The organism is Embleya sp. NPDC020630, assembly GCF_044334985.1.
In the GTDB taxonomy this organism is placed as follows: Bacteria; Actinomycetota; Actinomycetes; order Streptomycetales; family Streptomycetaceae; genus Embleya.
The window spans coordinates 268503-288965 of record NZ_JBIRUB010000005.1; the positions used below are offsets into that span (position 1 = coordinate 268503).

Consider the following 20463-nt stretch of genomic DNA (forward strand, 5'->3'; position numbering starts at 1 on the left):
CCGGACGAACACACCTCGTGACGGTGCGTCATGCACCGTGTACCAGTACGACCGCCAGCGCCGCGCCAAGCAGGAAAGGCCCGAACGGTACCGAACTGCCCCGTCCGGCCCGCCGGGTGACCGCCAGGACGACCGCGAACAGGCCGACGGCCACGTACGCGAGCACCATTGCCTGAATCAGCGCCGCCCAGGACGACCAGCCGACCACCAGCCCGACCAGGCCTGCCGCCTTGGCGTCGCCCAGGCCCACTCCCACACCGGCCAGGGCGAGCGCGAGATGCACGAGGTAGCAGGCCGCCATCGCGATCAGCGCCCGCCCGTACGCGTCCCCGTCGAAGGGGATCAGCAACAGCGCGGCGAGCAGCGGGTATCCGGGCAGGGTGAGTGCGTCGGGCAGCCGGAGCAGCCGGATGTCGCACACCACGAGCGCGGTGGCGAGCAACCCGAAGACCAGCAGCGCGGGCAACACCGCCTGCGCGCCGACCCGCCAGACCAGCACGGCCGCGTAGCCGAAGAACCCTGCCGCGATCGCGACCCGGTCGCGCCGCAGCACACCCGCGGTGTCCGGGTCGAGGTGGATCGGAGATTTCCGCACGGCATCGGATCCTGTCAGACCGGCGACCGGCCCGGCATCGGATGGGGGCGAACCGGTGACCGATCCCGGATCGAATCGGGCCCGGACGGGCCCGCTTGTGCCGGAATCCCCACCCGGGCGCGGGGCCGGACGGCACACTGGACAGGTGCCCACAGCCATGGCGTTCGACCCCTCCCGCGAGCTTCCTCCCGCGCCCGGACCGGAGTTCGCGGGCGTCGGCGCCGTGCCGGACGGCGGGGTATACGTGTTCGACGACGAGCGGATCGTGCTCGCCGTGAATGTCGCGCTCGCGACCCGGCGACCGCTCCTGGTGTTCGGGCCGCCCGGGTCCGGAAAGTCCACGCTGGCGCCGATCGTCGCCAGGCACCTCGGCCGGTTGTGCCACACCGAGGTGATCACCGCGCGAACCGAACCCGAGGACCTGCTCTGGCGCTTCGACGCGCTGCGCCGGCTCAACGACGCCCAGACCCGCGAGGTCGCGCCCACGATCGGCGCCTACTGCGCGTCCGGGGTGTTGTGGAAGGCGTTCGATCCGTACCGGACCCCGCCGGCACGGGACGGGAAGCCGGCGGCGGTGCCCGGGGCCGGCCGGAAAACCGGGCCCGCGCCCGGGTCCGTGGTGCTGATCGACGAGATCGACAAGGCCGATCCCGACCTGCCCAACAGCCTGCTCGTACCGCTCGACACGCTGAGCTTCCCCGGACCGGACGGCGAGGAGGTGACGGCCCTTCCGGGTGTCGAGCCGCTGGTGGTGATCACCAGCAACAACGAACGGGAGTTGCCCGCGCCGTTCGTCCGCCGCTGCATCGTGCTGTCGCTGGAAGCCCCGGACAAGGAGCACCTGCTGAAGGTGGCCCGCGGCCATCTCGGCGCCGGCTACGACGAGTCGACGGCGGATCGGGTGGCGGAGCACCTGCTGAAGGTCGCCGCCGAGTCCGAGTGGGCCGCCGGGCCCAGCACGGCCGAGTTCCTGGACACCCTCCGCGCCTGCCACGAACTCGGCGTCGAGCCCGGGAGCCGCACCTGGGACCTGGTCCTGGAGGTCGCCCTGGACAAGGGCCGAGGGAGTGCGAGGCTGCACGGGTGAGCACCGCACGGGGGCGGATCCATCTGGGCGACCTGGTCCGGGCGATCGTCGCGCTCGACGTGACCGACGCGGACACGGCGGCCGAGATCGCCCGCATGCTCGGCATCGCCGGGGACGCGGACGCGCCGGAGTCGCCGGCCGGCCTCGACGAGGCGCTGCCGGCCGACGAGCCGGCCGGGCCCCCTGCGCCGGGGGAGGTCGTCCCGATGCCGGTGTTGCCCGACGCCGGTTGCTCGCTGTTGGTGTTGCGCGGCCCCCACGCGTCGAGCGAGGCGACCGAAGAGCCGGCCGAGTCGTCGGAAGCGCCGGCGGAGGAGCTGCCCGGCGAGGTGGATCGTCTGCTGGAGGCGGGCACGGACGATCGCGCCGGCCCCCCGGATCCGCCGTGGGTGGGCCGTTGGGCGCCGGGTGTGATGTTCGCGGTCGGCTCGACGGATGTGGTCGGTCGTTCCGTGGACGAGCGGGCTCTCGTGCGGCGTGTGGCCGCTCGATCCTTCCTGCGCGAACTTCCCCGGCAGGCTCGGCCGACCACCCGCCTGGGTGTGCAACTACTGCTGGACGCGGGCGAGTCCATGACGCCGTTTCGGGGCGATCAGCGCTGGTTGCGTGAGTTGGCCGGTGGTGTGGTCGGCCGGGACCGGGTCGAGGTGCTGCGGTTTTGGGGCACACCCGCGCGGGGCGTGCGGTGGGTGGGGCGGCGCGAACGTGCGGCCTACCGGCCGCCGGCGGCGGGTACGCCCGTGGTGCTGATCTCGGACCTGGGGTTGCGCCGGCTGCCGTTCAGCGGGGACGCGTCGGCGGGCCCCGGCGAGTGGGAGGAGTGGATCGACGCGGTGCGCCGGGCCGGTTGCCCGGTGGTCTGTGTGACGCCGTACCCGGCGCGGGCACATCCGTGGTCGTTGCGGCAGCGGGTGTCGCTGGTGCCGCTGGATCGGCGAACCTCGATCCGCTCGGCCCGACGGGAGACCCGGCGGGTGCGGGGGGAGGTGCGGCGGTGACGGCGGGGTGGGACCGGCCCGATCCGGCGCGGGACGGGTGGGCGGACGCCGTGGACGAGCCCTTGGGCGCCGAGGAGTTGCTGCGCACCGTGGCCGAGCGCCAACCGGCGTTGCCGCTGTTGGCCGAGGTGTTGTGTCTGGCGCCCCATGCCGCACCGGCGTTCGTACGACGTGCCCGGATCGAGTTCGTCCCGAACAGTACGGCGAGCCTGGAGGCGGACCTGTGGTTCTCCCCGCTCGTCGAGTCGGCCGATGGGAACGCTCTGGTCCTGGCACCGGACGTCGCGGCCGTGTTGCGGACCCGGCTGGCGCTCGACCCGCAGCGATGGGCGCGCGTGCTTCGGCTCACGGAGCGCATGCAGGAGCAGGCCCCCGAACTGGTGCGGCGGTACACCAGGTTGGCGGTGGCGGAGGCGATGGGCGCCGGACCCCGGGACGTCGAGCCGGACCTGACGGCTTTTCGGTTCGCACTGATCCCGGACGGCACGACGGGTGACGACTTGGCCCGCTGGCTCGTGCACTTCCTGCCGAGGCTGCCGGGGGTCCTCGAAACCAGCGCACTCGCTCGGACGTTGGTCGACTCGGCGGCGGCCCGATTGCATGTCGAGACGCCGACGAGTACGAGCACTCCGGCGGGTTTCGGTGCGACGGTGCGCCGAAGGGTGCGGCTGGGGGTGCGGTTCGACGACGACGGGCTCACGCTGAGTCGACCGCCGGAGCCCGGTGATCGGGTGCTCGAAGTACCGGGTGGGCAACGGGTACGGGTGGAGCTGGCCGCACCGGGGGAGCCGGCTTCGGGCGGATACCCGGTGGAGTTGGCGGTGGGCGAGTCGGTGCACGTGCCGATCGTGGTGTTCGCGGACCTGGCCGTGCGGGGAGCCGATGGTGAGCGCTCGACCGGACGGCTGTTGCGTACGGACACCCTGTTCGGGGTGACGGCGGCGCTGGCGGACCGTGGCCTGCGGGCGGCGTTGCGACCGACGGCGAGTGGTACGGAACTGCTGACATCCTTCCGCACCGAGGGGTGGTCGAGCGAACGGCTCGGTCAAGATGCCGAGTTGTTGAGCGTGGACGGCGCGTGGGGACTGGTGCTGCTCGACGACGACTCGGAGGCGATCGTGGCAAGGCCGGGGGCGCTCGGCTCGGCGCGTCGCGTGAATCCCGGTGGGATCCGAGAGGCGGTGATCGTCGGCCAGTGGGTGGTCGGGATCGGCGAATTCGGGGTTGTGGCGATGTCGTTGGCAGAGGAGGGCCCCGTCGCGGCGATCCCCTTGTCCAGGGCCACCGCCGGCGAAGCCCGGATCCGGGGCGGATATGGGCCCGAGGAGGTGGTGATCGTGTACACCAACGGTGAGTCGGAGATCGTCCGCTTCGCCAGGGGCGCGACGCTTCGGCGCGGTCCACGCTTCGACCCGCGACCGATCACCGCGATCGCCGGCGGAGCCACCGGCCGGCCGTTGGTCCTGGCCCAGACCGGTCCTCGTCTCGTTCGCGTGCCGATGTCCGGGCCCACCCAGATCGTCGAGAGCGAAGTCTTGAACGCCGACATCACCTCGCTCGCGATCGTCTCCAACACCTCGATGGCGGTGGACGCCGGCGGGCGGTTGTTGCACTGGGTCGGGGACCTGCCGATAGATCCGCCCCGAGAGGTGCCCCTCCCGTTCCGGCCGGTGAGCGTATCGGCGGCGGGTCGGTCGACGTTCACCATCGTCGGCCGGGGCGGCCCGGTCGAACTCCGCACCGGGGACGGCCGGTCCGTCCTGGTCACCCCACGGCACAGGGACGAGACCGCGAGCGATCCGGCGGAGGACACCCTCATCGCGACGATGCCCCTCGGCCCGGGAGGCGCCGACTTCGCCCGAATCCGCGGCTACGGGATCGGCTGTGTGTGTCTGCCGTTCCGGGCCGAGTCGATCGCCGCGGGAGACGGCGTGCCCGACGCCGAGGCGTGGGCGTGGATGCGCGCGGCCGGCGCGGCGGGGCTGCGGGCGCTGGTGGACGTGCCCACCGAGCATGTGGCCCGCGTCAGGGGGGAGATCGAAGCGGCGAATGTGCTGCGGTATTGCCGCGCGTTGCTGGCCGCCGGGGCCGTCGGTATCCGAATCGTGCAGTCGCGGTACTGGTGGAGTCTGGTGGAGCGGGGTGATCCGCCGACGGCGAGAGCGAGCGAACTGCTGGGCATCTTCCGCGCACCGGTGGACGAGTACCCGGGACGGATTCTCGTGCTCGACCACGACCTGCCGCACGATCCCACCGGGTGGAACGAGAACGACGGATACCCGCCTGCGATGACCAGGAGCCCAACCCCGCAGGGCGGTCGGGCGCTACGGGTCGCTCAGGCGTCGTTGGTCCTGGATCCCTCGGAGGAGCACGTCCGCATGCGCTCCATCGCGCCCTACGAAGGCCCGTTGGGCCGGAGCGTGTCCCTGTCCGACCTGACCGACAACGCCGCGCCGCTCACCTGGGCGTGCGCGTCGATCCTGCTCGGCCGGCCCGGACTTCGCGCTGTCGCCACGCTGCCGCCCGGCCCGGAGAATGCCCGGCTGGCCGCGATGTTGCGCGCGCATCGCGACGAGCCGGCCCTCGCCCGGGGCACGGCCACCCGATTGCTCTCCCTGCACGAGGACGTCGTCGTGCTCCAGCGCCGACACGAGGACGAGTTCGTGCTCTGCGCGGCCAACCTCGGCGACACGCGCCGTGCCGTGGCGCTGACCACGCCCGGCACGCCGCAGGGCACCCTGGTGGACCTCCTGGACGCGATGACCCCGCGAACTCTGGGCATCCGCACGGGAAAACCCACGATGCTCGCCCTGGACCCGTACGAATACCGCTGGTTCCGCCTGCTCGGCCCCGACGAGCTGTACGCGAGCGGCCCGTGACCATCCGGCACTTTCCCGATCCGCACGGCGCGTCGCCGCCACGGCCCCGGATCTTCGTCAGCCACAGCACCCGAGCCAAGCCCGACGCGGTCTGCTGCCGCTGCCTGGACGCGCGCGAGGCGCTGGTCGCACAGTTGGCGGCCGAGGGCTTCGAGGCCGTGTACGACAAGGACTTCCTGCGCAGCGGCGACGTCTGGCAGCAGGAGATCGCCATGGAGTTGCACCGCAGTCAGGCCACCGTGCTGCTGCTGTCGCGACACGCGATGGAGTCGGCCAACGTCGGCTACGAGGCGGGCATCGCGGACGGCCGGCGGCGGGTCGACCCCCGATACCGTTTCATCGCGCTGAAGTTGCCGGATGTACGGCGCGCGGACCTGCCCACGAGTGCGCTCAAGGCGATCCACCTCGGCGAGGTGGACATGTGCGACTGGGCCGACGACGAGATCACCGGTGGCCGCCTGCCCGCCAAGTTGCGCGGCGACCTCGACCAGATCCGGCTGTGGCACCTCGACCGTTTATCGCCCACGCGATACGCGGTCACCGCCGCCCTGGACGGGGCCTACGAGGACCGACTGCGGGCCGCGGCGGAGGTGCTGGAGGTGCGCGGCCCGCTGGACCGCGAGGTGCTGCGCGAGCGGCTGAGCGAGGCGCTGCTGACCGAGCGTGTCCCGGTGCCGCCGCCGCGCCCGGACCCGCTGGTCCGGGCGTTGGGCGAGGTGTTGCCGGTGCTGCGGCCGGATCCCGCGTGCACGGTGGCCGAGCTGAGTGTCGTGTACGCCCGGGTTCCGGCGCTCGCCGCCGCGCAGTTGGGCGAGTTGGGGGCCTGTGCGCAGGGGCGGGTCGCGGTGCTGGCGGCTACCCGGGACGGTACCTTGCGGGCCTACCTGCTGCGCGCCAGCGGTCGCCCGCGTCCGTGGCCGCATCTGGAGGTCACGGTGCCCGCCGGGGCGCGGATGGCGGCGGACCTGGTCGCCGCCATCCGGGATGCGGTGGCCGGGTATCTGGGCTACGACGGTTACCACGACCCCGAGTTGGCCGGCGAGGCCGGGTTCCGCGACGTGCTCGACGCGCACGCCTTGGAGACCGGGCCGATCGTGGTGGTCATCCGGCACCTGCCGGACGTGGCGCTGGTGCGCGAGTTGCGGGCGTGCTTCCCTCGCCTGCTGCTGCTGTTCGTCACCGACCGGGCCGGCACCGGTGTGGCGGTCGAGGCGATCGAGCTGGCACCGCTGACCCGATCCGGCGAAGGGGAGTTGAAGCGTACGCACGGCCGCGCGATGCAGCTGGCCGGGCGTGCGAAGGCACCGAACCCGCCCTGGAGGCCCGCGTGACCGGTGGTACGGATCCGGTGCTCGAACAGACCTGGCGCGCACAACGACGGTGGTCGCTCGCGGCCTCGGCGGCCAAGGACTCGGTGCGGCGCTGGCGCCTGGTCCGGTTGATCCTGGGCGTGGCGGGCGCGGTCCTGGTGACGGCCGGTACCCAGGCGTCGGGTGACCTCGGCACGGTGTTGTCGCTGGTCGGCGCGCTGTGTGTGGGGCTGGTGCCGCTCGTGACGTCGCTGCGCCTGCAACCGGAGCGGATCGAGGCGTGGACCCGGACGAGGTCGGTCAGCGAGGCGCTCAAAAGCGAGGTCTACCTGTATCTGACGGCGAGTCGGCCCTACGCGGGCACCGAGGCCGAGCGCCGGACGACGCTGACCGCGCGGCGCGCCGCCCTCGAGGACGCGACCGCCGAACTGCTCGCGCTGCTCCCGCAGTCGGTGCCGGGGGCGCACCCGCCGCCGCCCGTGCACGACGTGGACGGCTATGTGCGGGAGCGGATCGACGACCAGGCGGACGGCTACTACGGCACGCAGGTGATCCGCATGCGGCGCGGGCTGGTCCGGATCCAGTTCGCCGAATTCGTGTTGGCGATCACCGGCATGGCCCTCGCGGTGGTGGCGGGCACGAGCGGCGGCGCCGGGGCGGGGGCGTGGGTGCCCGTGGTGACCACCGTGTCGGCCTCGGTGATGTTGTACGGGTACGGCATGCGGTATCAGGAGAACCTGATCTCGTTCGCCCGCACGGCCGAGCAGTTGCGGCGGTTGCGTGACGATCGTGTCGCCCGGATGCCGCTGGATCCGGCCGAGGAGGCCCGGTTCGTGGAGCGGTGCGAGAACGTCTTCTCGATCGAGACGCAGGGCTGGATGGCCCGGGCGGCGAGCGCGGATCCGGGACCGGCGCAGTGACCCGGGCGGCGGTGCGGCCAACCGGTCCGGCGGTGACGGCTGGTGACGGAGCGTCAGGCCGTTCGACTACGGAGCGGAGCGGTCGTCGGGTCGGCCGACTCCTCGGCGCGGCCGTGCATCGGCTCGTCCGGGACGACGTCCGGCACGGTGTACGGGCCCGAGTGCAGGCCCCAGTCGTAGTAGCCGCGGATCCAGTTGCGCATGCCCTCGACGCTCATCTCCACCGCGATGCGATCGGCGGTGCCCAGGCCGAGTTCGCCGCAGATCTGCGGCATGTACGCCTGGAGCGTCATGAACGTGTCGAGTTGTTCGTAGGTCATCCGGGTCGCCTCGCGGAGCGCGACGTCGTACGAGCAGTCGAGCCGATCGCGCAGCACCGCGACCAGGTTGTGCGAGGCGACCCGACGGCCCCGACGGCCCGGCGACTGGATGTCGTTGATGTACGCGATGGTGTCGGTCGCCGCCTCGCGCAGTCGGCGCATCAGCGGATGCGCCTGGATCTGCGGGGGCACCTCGAAGCGGCGGCTGCGCTCGATCGCGTCGAGCGAGTGCGGGATCCCGGCGGTGTTGCGGCGCATCACCCGGTAGGAGTCGAGGTCGGGCACCGCGCGGGACGCGCTCATCCGCATCTCGGACGCGTGCGCGGCCAGGAATCTGGCCCAATTCGCCGCGAATCGGTTCTGCCAGGTCACCGAGGTGCCCTCGGACATCGACGCCCACACCTCGGACCAGGCCAGCGTGATCGGGGAGACCAGGTCGGGCGGGGCGCCGGGTTCGCGGAACGGGATGGTGATCAACTCGCGGGCGATCTCCGCGACGCGGTCCGGGCGTTCGGGGGAGCGGGAGCGCAGGGCGGCGGCGCCGGCCGGGCTCGGCTTGGCGTCGGTGCGCGAATATGCCTCGGTGCCCGGGCCGGTGTCGCAGTCGTCGTCAAACAGGAAGGCCAGCGCGAACCAGTTCATCAACAGGAACTGGTCGTCGGCGGACGCGTGCGGGTAGGTGCGGCCGACCGCCTCCGGCAGATCCCACGCGATGTATTCGCGCATGCCGTCCTCGGTGCGGATCAGCCCGCGTTCGCGGACCCAGTCGAGGTGGCGGCTTCGGGCGTGGTCCAGGTACGGACTGATCGGGGCCTCGAACGGTATCGAGAACAGCACATCCTGCGGCACCTGGTCTCCCACCGGTTGCGTGATCATTGTTATGCCGCATCGTCGTCGCCGGCGCAAGATCCTTTGTGTGTGCGGAGGGTGACGTCGACGGGAGCTTCGACACGTACGGTGATACGTGTACGGGCACCTGTGCCGGCACGTGCCCCGGGCTCGCGGACCGGCTCCGGGTCAGGCCGCGATGTGAGCGTTGCTCTCGGTGGAGAGCAGTGCCTTCAGGTCGTGTACGGCGGCCCGGCCGGCCCGGTTGGCGCCGATCGTGCTCGCCGAAGGACCGTACCCCACAAGGTGGATGCGCGGGTCGCGCGCGGTGTGGGTGCCCTCCATCCGGATGCCACCGCCCGGCTCGCGCAGGTCCAGCGGCGCCAAGTGCCGCAGTACCGCCCGGAATCCGGTCGCCCACACGATCGCGTCGGCGCGGATCTCGGTGCCGTCGGCCCAGGCCACGCCGAGCGGGGTGACGCGGTCGAAGATCGGCAGTCGGGTCAGCACTCCGTGCTCGCGCGCGGCCCGCACGGCGGCGGTCGGCGGCAGCCCGGTGACGCTCACCACGCTCTCCGGCGGCAGCCCTGCCCGGACCCGCTCCTCCACCCGGGCCACCACGGCCCGGCCGACCTCGGCGTCGAAGTCGCCCTCGCGGAACACCGGCGGCCGTCGGGTCACCCACGTGGTGGTGCCGACCTCGGCGATCTCGGCGAGCGCGTGGATCGCCGACGTGCCGCCGCCGACCACGACCACGTGCTGCCCGGCGAACTCGGCCGGGCCGCGATAGTCGGCCATGTGCAGTTGCCGGCCCTGGAACTCGCCGGCCCCCGGGTAGTAGGGGATGAACGGATGCCGCCAGGTCCCGGTGGCGTTGATCAGGGCCCGCGCCGTCCAGACGCCGCGATCGGTCTCGACCGTCAGCAACTCGGCGGGGGAGCGGGGCTCGGAGGTGTCGGTTTCGCGGGCCTTGCCCCCGGACGCCCCCTCGGCACCCACCCCCGACCGCACCGCGCGCACCACCACCGGCCGGACGACCGCGAGCTCGAAAGCCGCCTCGTACGCCGCGAAATACTCCGGCAGCGCCTCGAACGCGGGCCGGGTCGGGTCGATGTCCGGGACCGCCATCCCCGGCAGCTCGTGGATGCCGTGTACGGCCTCCATCCGCAGGGTCGGCCAGCGGTGCCGCCACGCCCCGCCCGGCCCCTCGTCGGCGTCGAGCACCACGAACGACAGCCCCGACCGACGCAGATGGTAGGCCGCGGCGAGACCGGCCTGTCCGGCGCCGATCACCACGACGTCCACCGCCGCGCGTGCCGTCCCGGCCGAAGCCCCGCCCCCGGGCCAGGCAGCCGCCTCGGCCGATGTCCTCGTCGCGTTCACCGTCTCGGTCACACGAGCGAGAACAGACGGGCCGGGTGGTTGCTTCCCGATCAGCCCGTGGCGTCGACCACCACCACGATCCCGATCACCTGGCCGGCCACGGTCACCAGGCCCAGCCACCGCCGTACCGCGCGCGGCGTCCATCCCGGCAGCGCCATCGACAGGGTGGCCAGAAACAGTGCGAGCAGACTCGTGCCGAACGCCACCAGCGAGCCGTCGGCCGGACCGACGGTCGGCTCCCGGCAACCCCAACGCTCCATGCAGTCGTTCGTGGCGTTCCAGTAGCCGGCGAGTACGACGGTGCAGTCGACCACGACCAGGACGACCGTGCCGAGGAACAGCGCCCAGCCCACGAGCAGCGCGCGCAGGCCGGGGCCGGGTGCCTCCTCGGGCCCGATCACTCGGGATCCGCCCCGAGCAGCCGGCCGAGTTGTTCCTGGCAGCGGTCGAGTCGGGCTTGGAGCAGGGTGACCTCGGCGACCAGCTGCGGGACGAGGTCGCCCTCGCCGCGCGGCACGTACGGGCTCGCGTCGGCGGCCACCGGCACGCCGGCCAGGCGCGCGTACGAGCCGAACGACAGGCCGACCCGCCCGACCGCGCACCCGGTACAGCTGCCGACCAGGCCGCGCCGGCCCACCACGCCGGTGCCGGCGTCGACGAGGAGTTCGGCCGGATTGCCACACCGGCACGCGCCCACCCACACCGAGGTGACCCGCTGCCGGCCCGACCGGAAGCCGCGCTCGTACCGGATGTAGCGGCCGAGCACGTCCACCCGCAGCAGCGCCGCGTGCCGGTACTCGGTGACGCACATCAGGGCGCGCGCCTCCGCCCGGTCCGCGAGGCTGTAGAACCCGCAGTCGCAGCGCGGCGCCGGCGGGGCGTGCCGCCGTCCGTACGCGCAGTGCGCCTCGGCGTCGACCTCGTACGCCCGGCTCCGCCCGATCGACACTCCGGCGAAGGCGGCCCGATCACCGTCCACCGACAGCAGCAGCCCGGCGACCTTGTACCCCACGGGCGCGACGCCCGGCCGCTCCTCGGGCAGCCGCCGCCGGCCGATCATCGCCCGCCGGCCGCCGACGGCACCTCGGCCGGCGGCGCCGAGACGGCGCGCTCGCCGCGCTCCCGCCCGTCCCCGGACCCGGTCGCCGCCGCGCCGACCACCCCCTCGTCCCGTCGTGTCCGCTCCACGACCTCACCCGTCGCCACCGGCCTGCCGAGCTGCATGGGGTCCCCCTCCCGGGATGGATACCGCCCGTCGGCGGCACCGCTGTGCACGCTTCCCAGGAATGTTCACCCGCCACGCGCCCACCCACACCCCACGACCCGATCGACACAAACCACCCATCGGAACCGGCCAAACCAACCAACAGGTAACCGTGTCGCAAAGCTCTCCCGAACCTTGCTATCCTTGCCATGCACGCGGGGCGCAACCCCCGCACACCACTCGTCCGGGTGGCGGAATTGGCAGACGCGCTAGCTTGAGGTGCTAGTGCCCGAAAGGGCTTGGGGGTTCAAGTCCCCCCTCGGACACCGAGAAACATCGGCGAACTTCATCGCCCACAGTTTGTACACGACACGTGCGGATCGAGACTTGTCTCGGTCCGCACGTGTCGTATGCCCAGGGGCGGGGCGAGGGGTGCCGTTTGAGTGGGGGCTCTGGGTGCGGCGCGGTTGGCCGGGGGGACGGGCCGGCCGGTTGCGGTCAGGGGTTGACGTGGGTTGCCATTCCGTCGAGTAGGAATTCGAGGCCGACGGCGAAACTGTGGTCCCAGTCGGTGTCGGCGATGTAGTTGTGGGCGGCGACGGTCGGATAGCAGGCGCGTTGGCTTTCCAGGTATTCCTGGCCGATCCGGGTCTCCTCCGGTGAAAGCTGGAGGCTGGATTGGGTGGCGGTCGCGCCCATCACATGGTTATAGAGTGCCCAGGTCGCCGGGTTCAGTCGGTTCTCCGCCAGCCCGGCACGGAGCAGTGCCGATTGCAGGAATTCCATCCAGGTCAGGAAATTCGGGCCTATCAGCGGGCGCTGCCGCGAGGGCACCGTGGCCGCCCACGGGTGGCGCAACATGGCCTGGCGCCAATCGTTGATCAGTGCCGCGATATCGTCCCGGGGGTTTGCGGTGTGGCCGGTCGGGACCGGTGCCTCGCCGAAGATCGCGTCCACGGCCAGGTCGATGACGTCGTCCTTCGTCGCCACGTGCCAGTAGAGCGTGGTCGCGCCTACCTGAAGCTTTTCGGCCAGCCGACGCATCGTCAGCCGTTCCATTCCCTCTTCGTCCAACAGGGCGACGGCCGCCTGAATGATGCGGGCCCGGGTGAGTGGTGGCTCGCCGCTTTTGTTTCCGCGCGAGGGGCGCAGCCAGACATTGCCTACGCTCCGGCCGGCGTGACTACCCGAATTCTGCTCTTTATCTACGATGACCTTCACCTCCATATTCACGTGGCCGCCTCGATAAAGGTGCGCACAACGTATCACTGCGGGTCGTTCCCGCTTCCGCTGCGCTGTCGTACATTCCGGGGTCGAGGCCCCGGGAAACGGAAGCCGAAGCCCCGATTCGAGCGGGTGCGGGCCCGGGTGTGGTGGCGGTCGGGTCCGACCGCGCACCGCCTCACCATGGTGACGGCCCGCCACCGACGAGGACGAACCGGCTCCCCCGCGAAGGGGTGACCCGCGCCGCCGCCGGGTCGATTCGAAAATCGACGTAGATCGCGAACCCCCTTGGATTCAGAGGCAGTTGGGGCCTCCGGGCGGCTCCGCGCGGGCCGTCGGGCGTGCGGATTCGGAGCGTTACCGCGCGTCGGGCCGTAGTACGCTCGTCGACTACTGGACCAATGTTCGAGTATCTAGACCGAAGTGCGAGTTGGTTGTGACGGACATTCAGCAGGAAGCCTTCGAGTCCCCAGCGCAGTCGAACAAGCGATGGTGGACCCTCCCGGTAATCAGCCTGGCCACGTTGATGATCGTTTTGGACGCGACGATCGTGAACATCGCGCTTCCGTCGGCACAGCAGGACCTGGGCATGTCGGACGCCAACCGACACTGGGTGATCACCGCGTACGCGCTGGCCTTCGGCGGCTTACTGCTCGTGGGCGGACGCGTGTGCGGCGTACTCGGCCACCGCAGGTCGTTCGCGATCGGCCTGCTCGGCTTCGCGGTCGCCTCCACCGTCGGCGGTCTCGCCGAGAACGTGGGCACCCTGGTCGGGGCACGCGCCGCCCAGGGGCTGTTCGCCGCACTGCTCGCCCCGGCGGCGCTCTCGCTGTTGACCCTGACGTTCACCGACGCGGTCGAACGCGGCAAGGCCTTCGGCGTGTTCGCCGCGGTCGGCGCGGGCGGCGCGGCCCTCGGCGTGGTGGCCGGCGGTCTGCTCACCGAATACGCCGACTGGCGCTGGTGCCTCTACATCAACATCCCGATGTGCCTGATCGCGCTGGCCGGCGTCCCGCTGATCCTGCGCGACGAACCCAGCGGCAGCCTGCGCACGATCGATGTGCCCGGCGTACTGCTGAGCACCACCGGTCTGGTCGCGATGGTCTACGCGTTCACCCAGGCCGAGCCGCGCGGCTGGGACGACCCGCTGGTCCTGCTCCTGCTGTTCGGCGGCATCGTGCTGTTGGCCCTGTTCGTGGGCGTGCAGACGAAGTCGAAGAACGCGCTGATGCCCCTGCACATCGTCCTGCACAAGGTGCGCGGCGCGGCCTTCGTGTCGGTGTGGGTGATGTTCGTTTCGATCTACGGCTTCTACCTGTTCATGAGCTACTACTCGCAGACGATTCTCGGGTATTCGCCGGTGAAGACCGGCATGTCGCTGCTCGTGAACGCGGTCAGCACGATCATCGGCTCCATGCTGATCGCCGCGAACCTGCACAATCGGGTCGCCCCGCGAGTTCTGATCGTCTTCAGCCTGCTCTCCGCCGCGGCCGGGTTGTTGATCCTCACCCAGCTCGAAGCGGACAGCTCGCACGTGTTCATGGCGTACCTGGTTCCCGCGCAGATCCTCACCGGGATCGGCCTCGGCTGCCTGCTCGCGGTGGCCACGAACCTGGCCATGGTCGACGTCGGTTGGCACGAGGCGGGAATCGCGTCCGCGGCGTACAACGCGGTCCAGCAGGTGGGCGCCGCGCTCGGTACGGCGCTGTTCAACTCGATTCAGACCAGTGTCACCTCGTCCTACCTGGACGACCACGGAAACGGTAAGGCCGCGGTGAAGTCCGGGATCGTGCACGGATATTCGGTGGCGCTCTGGGTGGCCTTCGGTGTGCTCGCCGTCGGTGCGCTCGCCGTGGGATCGATCTCCCGCGGCAGGCGGACGGCGCCGAGCCCCCAGCCGGAGACGGCGGTCCCGAGCGTCGAAGTGGGTTCCTGAGGAATACCGAGAGAGCAGCGGCTGGGAAGGAGATTGGTCATGGACCGTGATCGGTCACCGTGGTGGACGGCTACGTGCCGCCGACGGCGGCGGTCGCGGTGGTACATCCCGCCGCCACCGCGTACCTGGCCCTGTTCACCCACGGCCGGGTCACCGCCGGCGACACGGTCCTGGTACTCGGCGCGGCCGGGAATGTCGGCAGCGCCGTGGTGACCCTGGCCGTCGATGCCGGGGCCCGGGTGATCGCCACCGCCGCCGCCGCGGATCTCGACCACTGCCGGGCCCTCGGCGCCGCTGCGGCCTTCGACTACCGGGACCCGAAACTCGTCGACCTGATCGCCGCCGCCTGCCCCGACGGGGTCGACGCCCACCTGGACTGCTCCGGCCGCAACGATCTCACCGAGGCGGTCGAACTGCTCGCCCCGCGCGGCCGGATCGTGCTCCTGGCGGCGACCGGCACCGATCCGGTGTTGCCGGTGCGCCGCCTCTACATGAAGGACTGTTCGATCGCCGGCTTCGTCATCTCGCATGCCACGTCCGGCGAACTCGCCGAGGCGGCCGGCACCATCAACCGCCTCCTGGCGAACTGCCGGCTCCGGGCCCGCACGCTCGAACGACAACCGCTGAGCGCCGCCGCCGAGGTGCACCGGCGGATGGAGCAGGGCCGGTTGCACGGCAAACGTGTGGTACTCCTGCCCGGCGGCTGAACCGGTCGCCGGCCCATTTCACAGGAGGCCGATGCCGCGCAGGTCGGCGACACACTTGGCGAGGTAGTCCGGCGTGATCGACGGGACGGGCTCGCCGCCGGCGGCGGCCAGCGCGGCGGTGAAGCGGGCGTTGGGGACGGCGCCGGCCGGTCGCGGTTCGCTCGGTCGGGCGTAGGCCGGAAGCAGCGGGAGCAGCGAACCCCGGCGCTGCTCCTCGGGCAGCCCGCGCAGGGCCGCCTCGAAGCGCATGCGCCACTGCTCGTAGTCGGCGAACCGGCGGATGGGGTGCCCGGCGGCGATCAGCCAGTCCACCATCTCGTCCAGGGAGACGCCGTCGTCGTTGGCGTTGACCGCGTGGTACGTGCGGTAGCCGTCCGAGGCGTCGGCGCCGAGTGTGGCGATCGCCGCCGCGGTGAAATCGACGGGCAGTCCGCTGTAGTGCGCCCGACGGCGGCGCCCGTCCGCGTCGAGGTGATGGAAGGAGAGCGGCGCCATGCCGGTCGCGACCACGCTGAGGATCAGCCGGGTGAAGCGGTCGGGCAGATTGACCACGCCCGGCAGCCGGCGGTGGGCCAGGATCATGTCCGGCCGAAATACCGTGACGGGCAGCCCTGTTCGATCATGGGCGGCGCGCAGCAGCACCTCGCCGGCCCACTTGCCGGTGGCGTACCCGTTCGCGTCCGAGCCGTCCAGCCGGCGGATCGGTGCCGCGGTGCGTACGTCGACCGTCTCGTCGAGCACCGATCCGTCGGGCTCCAGCGCGGCGGCGATGGTGGACACGAACGTGAACGGCTTCGCCGGGCCGGTGAGCGCGAGTTCGATCAACTCGGCGGTGCCGACCACGTTCGGGCCGAACAACCGGCCGTACGGAAGCACGTGGTTGACCAGGGCCGCGGCGTGCACGATGCGAACGGTCTCGGCGGCCAGCCGCCGCCAGGTCGACGCGTCCAGGCCGAGGCGCGGCGCGGACACGTCGGCGGCCGGCACCTCCAGGTGCCGGGCGGCGACCTCGTCGAACCAGCCCGGCCGATCCGCCGACGCGGCACGCAGGCAGCGCACCACGCGCTCCCGGGCCGCCGCGTCGTCGTCCGCGCGGGTCGGACAGATCAGCCGGCCGCCGGTGTCGGCCATCCGCCGCAGCCACTCGACGGCCAGGAACGCGCCCAGATAGCCGGTCGCGCCGGTGAGCAGGACGTTCCCGGCCGGCGCCGCGGCCGGCCGGCTCGCGGGGCGGCGGAGCAGTCCCGCGTCCATGAACCGCTCCGGGATCAGCTCGCTCGCGCGCACCTCGACCGCGTCGCGGCCGTGGATCGAGGCGAAGGTGGGCCGGACCGGGTGCGGTTCCCGGGCCGCGCCGAGATGGTCCGCGATGCGGGCCAGGGTCGCGGTGGGACCGAGGACGACCTGTACCGGGACCTCCACGTCGAAGATCTGCTCCAGCACGGTCGCGAACGTGTGCGCGGACAGCGAGTCGCCGCCCAACTCGGCGAATCCCACGTCCGGGCGCAACGCCGACGCGGGATGCCCGAGGGTGACCTGTACCGCGGCGAGGACGGCGTCCAGGGGCGCCGCGTGCGGCCCGGCGGCCCGCAGCGCCGCGAACCGACCGGCCCGACCCGCCGCGATGTCCGCGTACAACCGCTCGAGCCGGGCGCCGTAGCGGGCGACGAGGGCCGGACGCAGCGGCTTGCCGATCCCCGACAGCAGCCCGTTGGCCACCGTGAACGGCTCGGGTTCGAGGATCACGTCGTGCGGGATCTCGTACGCCGCCAACCCCGCGTCGCGGGCGAGTTCGCGCATCCCGTCGAGGATCCTCGCCCGGGTCGTGTCGTCGTCCGCCGGCTCCGAGTCGCTGCGCGCGGGGACCACCACGGCGAGCAGGAACGCCTGTTCCGGGCTGCCGTATATGTGGATCTGCGCGATGTGCGGACTGGTCGCGTACAGCGCCTCCAGCCGGGAGATCGCCACGAACTCGCCCTGGGACAACTTGACCACGTTGTTCGTGCGGTCGACGTAGACCAGGCGATCCGGGGCGAGTTCGGCGAACACGTCGCCCGTGCGGTAGTAGCCGTCCGCGTCGAACGCCCGGGCGTCGACCTCGGGTTGCCGAAAGTAACCGGGCACCATCCCCACCGACTTGAGCCGCAGTTCGCCGCGCGGGTGGGGCTTGTCCGTGCCGAAGTAGCCCAGTTCCGGGACGTCCACCAGTCGGTAGTCGAGCACCGGTGGCCGCCGTACGCGCCCGTCGACGACCACCGCCCGGGTGGTCTCCGTCGAGCCGTAGCAGTCCACGATGCGGGTGCCGAGCACCCGGGCCATGAACGTGTGCATCGCGGTCGACAGCGGCGCGCTGCCGCACAGGGCACTGACGATCCGGCCGCCGAGCATGCCGTCCCGGATCCGGTCGCGCGCGATCGTCTCGGCGCCGGACGCGTCGGTGTCGGCGCCTGTGTCGGTCGCGGCGCGCGAGACGCGGTCGACTTCGAGCAGGTAGCGCTGATGCACCATGTCGCAGATCCTCGGCACCAGACTCAGCACGGTGGGCCGGGACAGCCGGATGTCGTCGAACAGGGTGGACATGTCGCCGCGCGCTGCGAAGAACCCGGTGCCGCCCGAGGACAGCCCGGAGATCAGCCAGGCCCGGCCGTTGACGTGGCTCATCGGCATGTAGTGCAGGACGATCGTCGGCAGCGGGGTGTCGGGGCTCCCCCCGGCGTTGGTCATGCCGCCGCGCCCGTTCTGCCACATCCGGGTGATCATCGACGCGGTGTAGATCGCGCCCTTGGGCGTGCCGGTGCTGCCGGATGTGTAGATCAGGCCGACCAGCCGATCCGGATCGCCGTCGTCCCGGGCCGGCACCGTGGGCAGCGTTTCCCCGCGCCGCAGTTCGTCGGCGAGCGAGACCACCGCGGCGCGCCCGGCCAGCTTGTCCGCGGCGGCGCGCAGCGCTTCCCGATGCGGGTCCACGCGGGCATCGTGGTCGAAGACCACCAGGCGCTCGACGGACGCGGATCGCAGTACGGTCTCGACCGCCACGTCGATCGCGTCGAGATCTGCCGCGAGGATCCGGGGCGCCGTCTCCGCGACGATCGGCGCCAGCCGCGCGGCGGGGGAGCCGGTCGGCAACGGGACCGCTACCGCGCCCAGGTACATGCAGGCCAGGTCGATCGTGGCATGGTCGACGCCGGTGAACCCGACCACCGCGACGAAGTCGCCCATGCGCAGGCCGCCTTCGACGCACCCGGCCCACGCACCGGCCAGCGCCACCACCCGCCGCCACACCTCGGCATAACTGAACATCTGGAATTCCGGCAGCAGTTCGAGGGCGGCGCGGCCGGTGTCGGGATCGTGGACGAGCCGTTCGGCGCGTCGGGCCAGCGCCGGTCGGTCCGCGTAGCCGTGCATCGCGGCGGCGATCGTGCCGACGAGGCTGCCGTCGCACCCGGCGATGGCGTCGGCGACGCTCGACGAGGGGATCGCGCGGGCGAATTCGGGGTCGTGCGCCCGAAGTGCGGTGACCCGGGCCGCGAGGTCGTGATCCGTCTGATGCTCAGGCATGAGTGCTCCGATGGGTGACGAGTCGGATGAATCGGCGGCCCGAGAGGCGGGGAGGACGCGGTTTCGGCCCGGACGGGGCCTAGCCGGTGTGTGCGGGCAGCCGCCGCCCGCCGACGGCCGTGGCCACCGCCATCAGCAGGTAGACCACCACGGCCGCGGTCGCGGGCGCGGCGATCGTGTCGCCGGACTGGAGACCGCCGATCAGCGCGACGCCGATCATGGTTCCGGAACTGCGCGCCGCCGAGAGCAGTCCACTGGCGATCGCCGTGCGGTGCTCCGGGGCGGTCGCCATGACCAGGGTGATCTGCGGCACGGTCGCCAGACCGAAGCCGAGTCCGATGAAGGTGAGCCCGACACCGACACCGATCGGGGTCTCGCCGCCGAGGAGGATCAGCAACACACCGCCGATTGTGGTCAGCACGGTCGCGATGGCCAGCACCCGAAAGGCGCCGAGCCGGGCGTTGACCCGCCCGGCCACCAGGGGCATGAAGGTGATCGGCAACGCGGAGGGCAGGAAGCACAGTCCGGTGGCGACCGGTCCGTAGCCGTGCACCTGCTGGAGGAAAACGCTGATCGCGAAGACCAGTCCGTAGTAGCCGACGAACAGCAGCAGACCCACCAGCACGAACTCGCGGAAGCCCGGGGCCCGGAACAGATCGCCCGGAATCATCGGGAACGCACACGCCCGTTGCCACACCACGAAGGCGACGAGCCCGACCAGCGCGATGCCGGCCGCCGTCAGGGGCAGCGGATGGGTCCAACCCAGCTCGTGTCCCTCGGTCAGCGCCAGCGCGATGCCGCCCAGTACGACGATGGCCAGCAACTGCCCCGGAAGATCCTGGGGTTCCCTGGTCGCAGGCGCCGCATCGGGCCCCTTCTCGCGACCGGGCATATGGCGGGCCGCGAGCCACAGCGTGATCACCACGATCGGCGCGTTGACCAGGAAGATGCTCCGCCAGCCGATCGCGCCGACCAGCGCCCCGCCCAGAACGGGCCCGAACGCGACCGGACTTCCGGCCACCATCGCCCAGACGGCGACCGCCTTGGCGCGTTCGTTGGGCTCCTTGTAGGTATCGCTGAGCATCACCAACGACGCGGGGACGAGCAACACCGCGCCCAGTCCCTGGCCGGCCCGCATCGCGACCAACACCGCACCGTTCGGAGCCAGTCCGCACAACACCGAGGCCACCCCGAACACCGCCGTACCCACGCGGAACACGGACACCGACCCGTAGCGCCCGACCGCCGCGGCGCCGGCCAGCACCAGACTGGCCAGCACGATCACGTACGCGTCGACCACGAGTTGCATCGTGGCCAGGCTCGCGTGCAGGTCGGTGCGGATCGCCGGGATCGCCACGTTCACGATGCTGATGTCGATGACCATCATCCCGTAGCCCAGGCTGACCACCGTCAGTACGCGGCCGGGACGCGGCGGTGCGTGAGCCGTCCTGGGCGTGCGGTGGTCGGAACCGGTCGAGTTGGCCATGAGGTTGCCGTTTCGCATGAGGCGACGA

At 71.7% G+C, this 20463-nt stretch carries 16 protein-coding genes and 1 tRNA gene; 8 read left to right on the forward strand and 9 right to left on the reverse strand.

Translation table 11 applies throughout. From position 1 onward, the window contains the following. Positions 1-28: 28 nt before the first annotated feature. A complete protein-coding gene (locus ACH4XV_RS20010) occupies positions 29-595 on the reverse strand; it encodes a prepilin peptidase (RefSeq protein WP_395791524.1) in 567 nt (188 codons plus the stop codon). A gap of 145 nt (positions 596-740) precedes the next feature. Here ACH4XV_RS20010 and ACH4XV_RS20015 point away from each other — a divergent pair, with 145 nt between their 5' ends. The 5 genes from ACH4XV_RS20015 to ACH4XV_RS20035 are packed head-to-tail and all read left to right on the forward strand — an operon-like array spanning position 741 to position 7789. Next, complete coding sequence (locus ACH4XV_RS20015) at positions 741-1682, forward strand: AAA family ATPase (RefSeq protein ID WP_395791526.1); 942 nt, start codon at positions 741-743, stop codon at positions 1680-1682. Continuing rightward, positions 1679-2680 carry a hypothetical protein gene (locus tag ACH4XV_RS20020; RefSeq protein ID WP_395791528.1) on the forward strand — a complete coding sequence of 334 codons (1002 nt, stop codon included), beginning with the start codon at positions 1679-1681 and terminating at the stop codon, positions 2678-2680. The genes ACH4XV_RS20015 and ACH4XV_RS20020 overlap by 4 nt, the downstream gene beginning before the upstream one ends. Next, positions 2677-5559 carry a hypothetical protein gene (locus tag ACH4XV_RS20025; RefSeq protein WP_395791530.1) on the forward strand — a complete coding sequence of 961 codons (2883 nt, stop codon included), beginning with the start codon at positions 2677-2679 and terminating at the stop codon, positions 5557-5559. Before ACH4XV_RS20020 ends, ACH4XV_RS20025 begins: the two co-directional genes overlap by 4 nt. Beyond that, positions 5556-6890: a TIR domain-containing protein gene (locus tag ACH4XV_RS20030; protein WP_395791532.1), complete on the forward strand. Its 1335-nt coding sequence runs from the start codon at positions 5556-5558 to the stop codon at positions 6888-6890. Before ACH4XV_RS20025 ends, ACH4XV_RS20030 begins: the two co-directional genes overlap by 4 nt. Continuing rightward, positions 6887-7789, forward strand: coding sequence for a DUF4231 domain-containing protein (locus ACH4XV_RS20035; protein WP_395791534.1), 903 nt, complete (start codon positions 6887-6889; stop codon positions 7787-7789). The genes ACH4XV_RS20030 and ACH4XV_RS20035 overlap by 4 nt, the downstream gene beginning before the upstream one ends. A 53-nt stretch (positions 7790-7842) precedes the next feature. Here the strand turns inward: ACH4XV_RS20035 and ACH4XV_RS20040 are convergent, their stop codons facing one another. The 5 genes from ACH4XV_RS20040 to ACH4XV_RS20060 all read right to left on the reverse strand — a co-directional run bounded on the left by ACH4XV_RS20040 (position 7843) and on the right by ACH4XV_RS20060 (position 11544). Continuing rightward, a complete protein-coding gene (locus ACH4XV_RS20040) occupies positions 7843-8958 on the reverse strand; it encodes a terpene cyclase (protein WP_395791536.1) in 1116 nt (371 codons plus the stop codon). Between the two features lie 168 nt (positions 8959-9126). After that, complete coding sequence (locus ACH4XV_RS20045) at positions 9127-10242, reverse strand: FAD-dependent oxidoreductase (RefSeq protein WP_395791998.1); 1116 nt, start codon at positions 10240-10242, stop codon at positions 9127-9129. A 128-nt stretch (positions 10243-10370) separates the two neighbouring features. Beyond that, positions 10371-10721 carry a hypothetical protein gene (locus ACH4XV_RS20050; RefSeq protein ID WP_395791538.1) on the reverse strand — a complete coding sequence of 117 codons (351 nt, stop codon included), beginning with the start codon at positions 10719-10721 and terminating at the stop codon, positions 10371-10373. Next, positions 10718-11380, reverse strand: coding sequence for a hypothetical protein (locus tag ACH4XV_RS20055; RefSeq protein ID WP_395791540.1), 663 nt, complete (start codon positions 11378-11380; stop codon positions 10718-10720). The genes ACH4XV_RS20050 and ACH4XV_RS20055 overlap by 4 nt, the downstream gene beginning before the upstream one ends. Continuing rightward, positions 11377-11544 carry a hypothetical protein gene (locus ACH4XV_RS20060; RefSeq protein WP_395791542.1) on the reverse strand — a complete coding sequence of 56 codons (168 nt, stop codon included), beginning with the start codon at positions 11542-11544 and terminating at the stop codon, positions 11377-11379. Before ACH4XV_RS20060 ends, ACH4XV_RS20055 begins: the two co-directional genes overlap by 4 nt. Positions 11545-11766: 222 nt before the next feature. On the opposite strand from ACH4XV_RS20060, the gene ACH4XV_RS20065 reads away from it, so the two are divergent. Beyond that, positions 11767-11850: transfer RNA gene (locus ACH4XV_RS20065), tRNA-Leu, on the forward strand. Between the two features lie 172 nt (positions 11851-12022). Here the strand turns inward: ACH4XV_RS20065 and ACH4XV_RS20070 are convergent. Beyond that, positions 12023-12751, reverse strand: a complete 729-nt coding sequence (locus ACH4XV_RS20070) for a TetR/AcrR family transcriptional regulator (protein ID WP_395792000.1) — start codon at positions 12749-12751, stop codon at positions 12023-12025. A gap of 433 nt (positions 12752-13184) precedes the next feature. Between ACH4XV_RS20070 and ACH4XV_RS20075 the strand changes: the two genes are divergently transcribed. Both ACH4XV_RS20075 and ACH4XV_RS20080 read left to right on the forward strand, forming a co-directional pair. Further along, entirely contained in the window at positions 13185-14684 is a 1500-nt protein-coding gene (locus tag ACH4XV_RS20075) for an MFS transporter (protein ID WP_395791544.1), read from the forward strand. A 62-nt stretch (positions 14685-14746) separates the two neighbouring features. Next, complete coding sequence (locus tag ACH4XV_RS20080) at positions 14747-15391, forward strand: zinc-binding dehydrogenase (RefSeq protein WP_395791546.1); 645 nt, start codon at positions 14747-14749, stop codon at positions 15389-15391. An 18-nt stretch (positions 15392-15409) separates the two neighbouring features. On the opposite strand, the gene car is transcribed toward ACH4XV_RS20080, so the two are convergent. Both car and ACH4XV_RS20090 read right to left on the reverse strand, forming a co-directional pair. Beyond that, the gene (car, locus tag ACH4XV_RS20085) at positions 15410-18949 is read right to left on the reverse strand and encodes a carboxylic acid reductase (protein WP_395791548.1); all 3540 of its coding nucleotides are present in this window, start codon (positions 18947-18949) and stop codon (positions 15410-15412) included. A gap of 79 nt (positions 18950-19028) precedes the next feature. Further along, complete coding sequence (locus ACH4XV_RS20090; RefSeq protein WP_395791550.1) at positions 19029-20453, reverse strand: MFS transporter; 1425 nt, start codon at positions 20451-20453, stop codon at positions 19029-19031. Positions 20454-20463: the final 10 nt, after the last annotated feature.

Coding starts and splice junctions, on each gene's coding strand:
- ACH4XV_RS20055 (WP_395791540.1), bottom strand. CDS start 11,380: ATGATCGGCCGGCGGCGGCTGCCCGAGGAGCGGCCGGGCGTCGCGCCC.
- ACH4XV_RS20060 (WP_395791542.1), bottom strand. CDS start 11,544: ATGCAGCTCGGCAGGCCGGTGGCGACGGGTGAGGTCGTGGAGCGGACA.
- ACH4XV_RS20070 (WP_395792000.1), bottom strand. CDS start 12,751: ATGGAGGTGAAGGTCATCGTAGATAAAGAGCAGAATTCGGGTAGTCAC.
- car (WP_395791548.1), bottom strand. CDS start 18,949: ATGCCTGAGCATCAGACGGATCACGACCTCGCGGCCCGGGTCACCGCA.
- ACH4XV_RS20090 (WP_395791550.1), bottom strand. CDS start 20,453: ATGCGAAACGGCAACCTCATGGCCAACTCGACCGGTTCCGACCACCGC.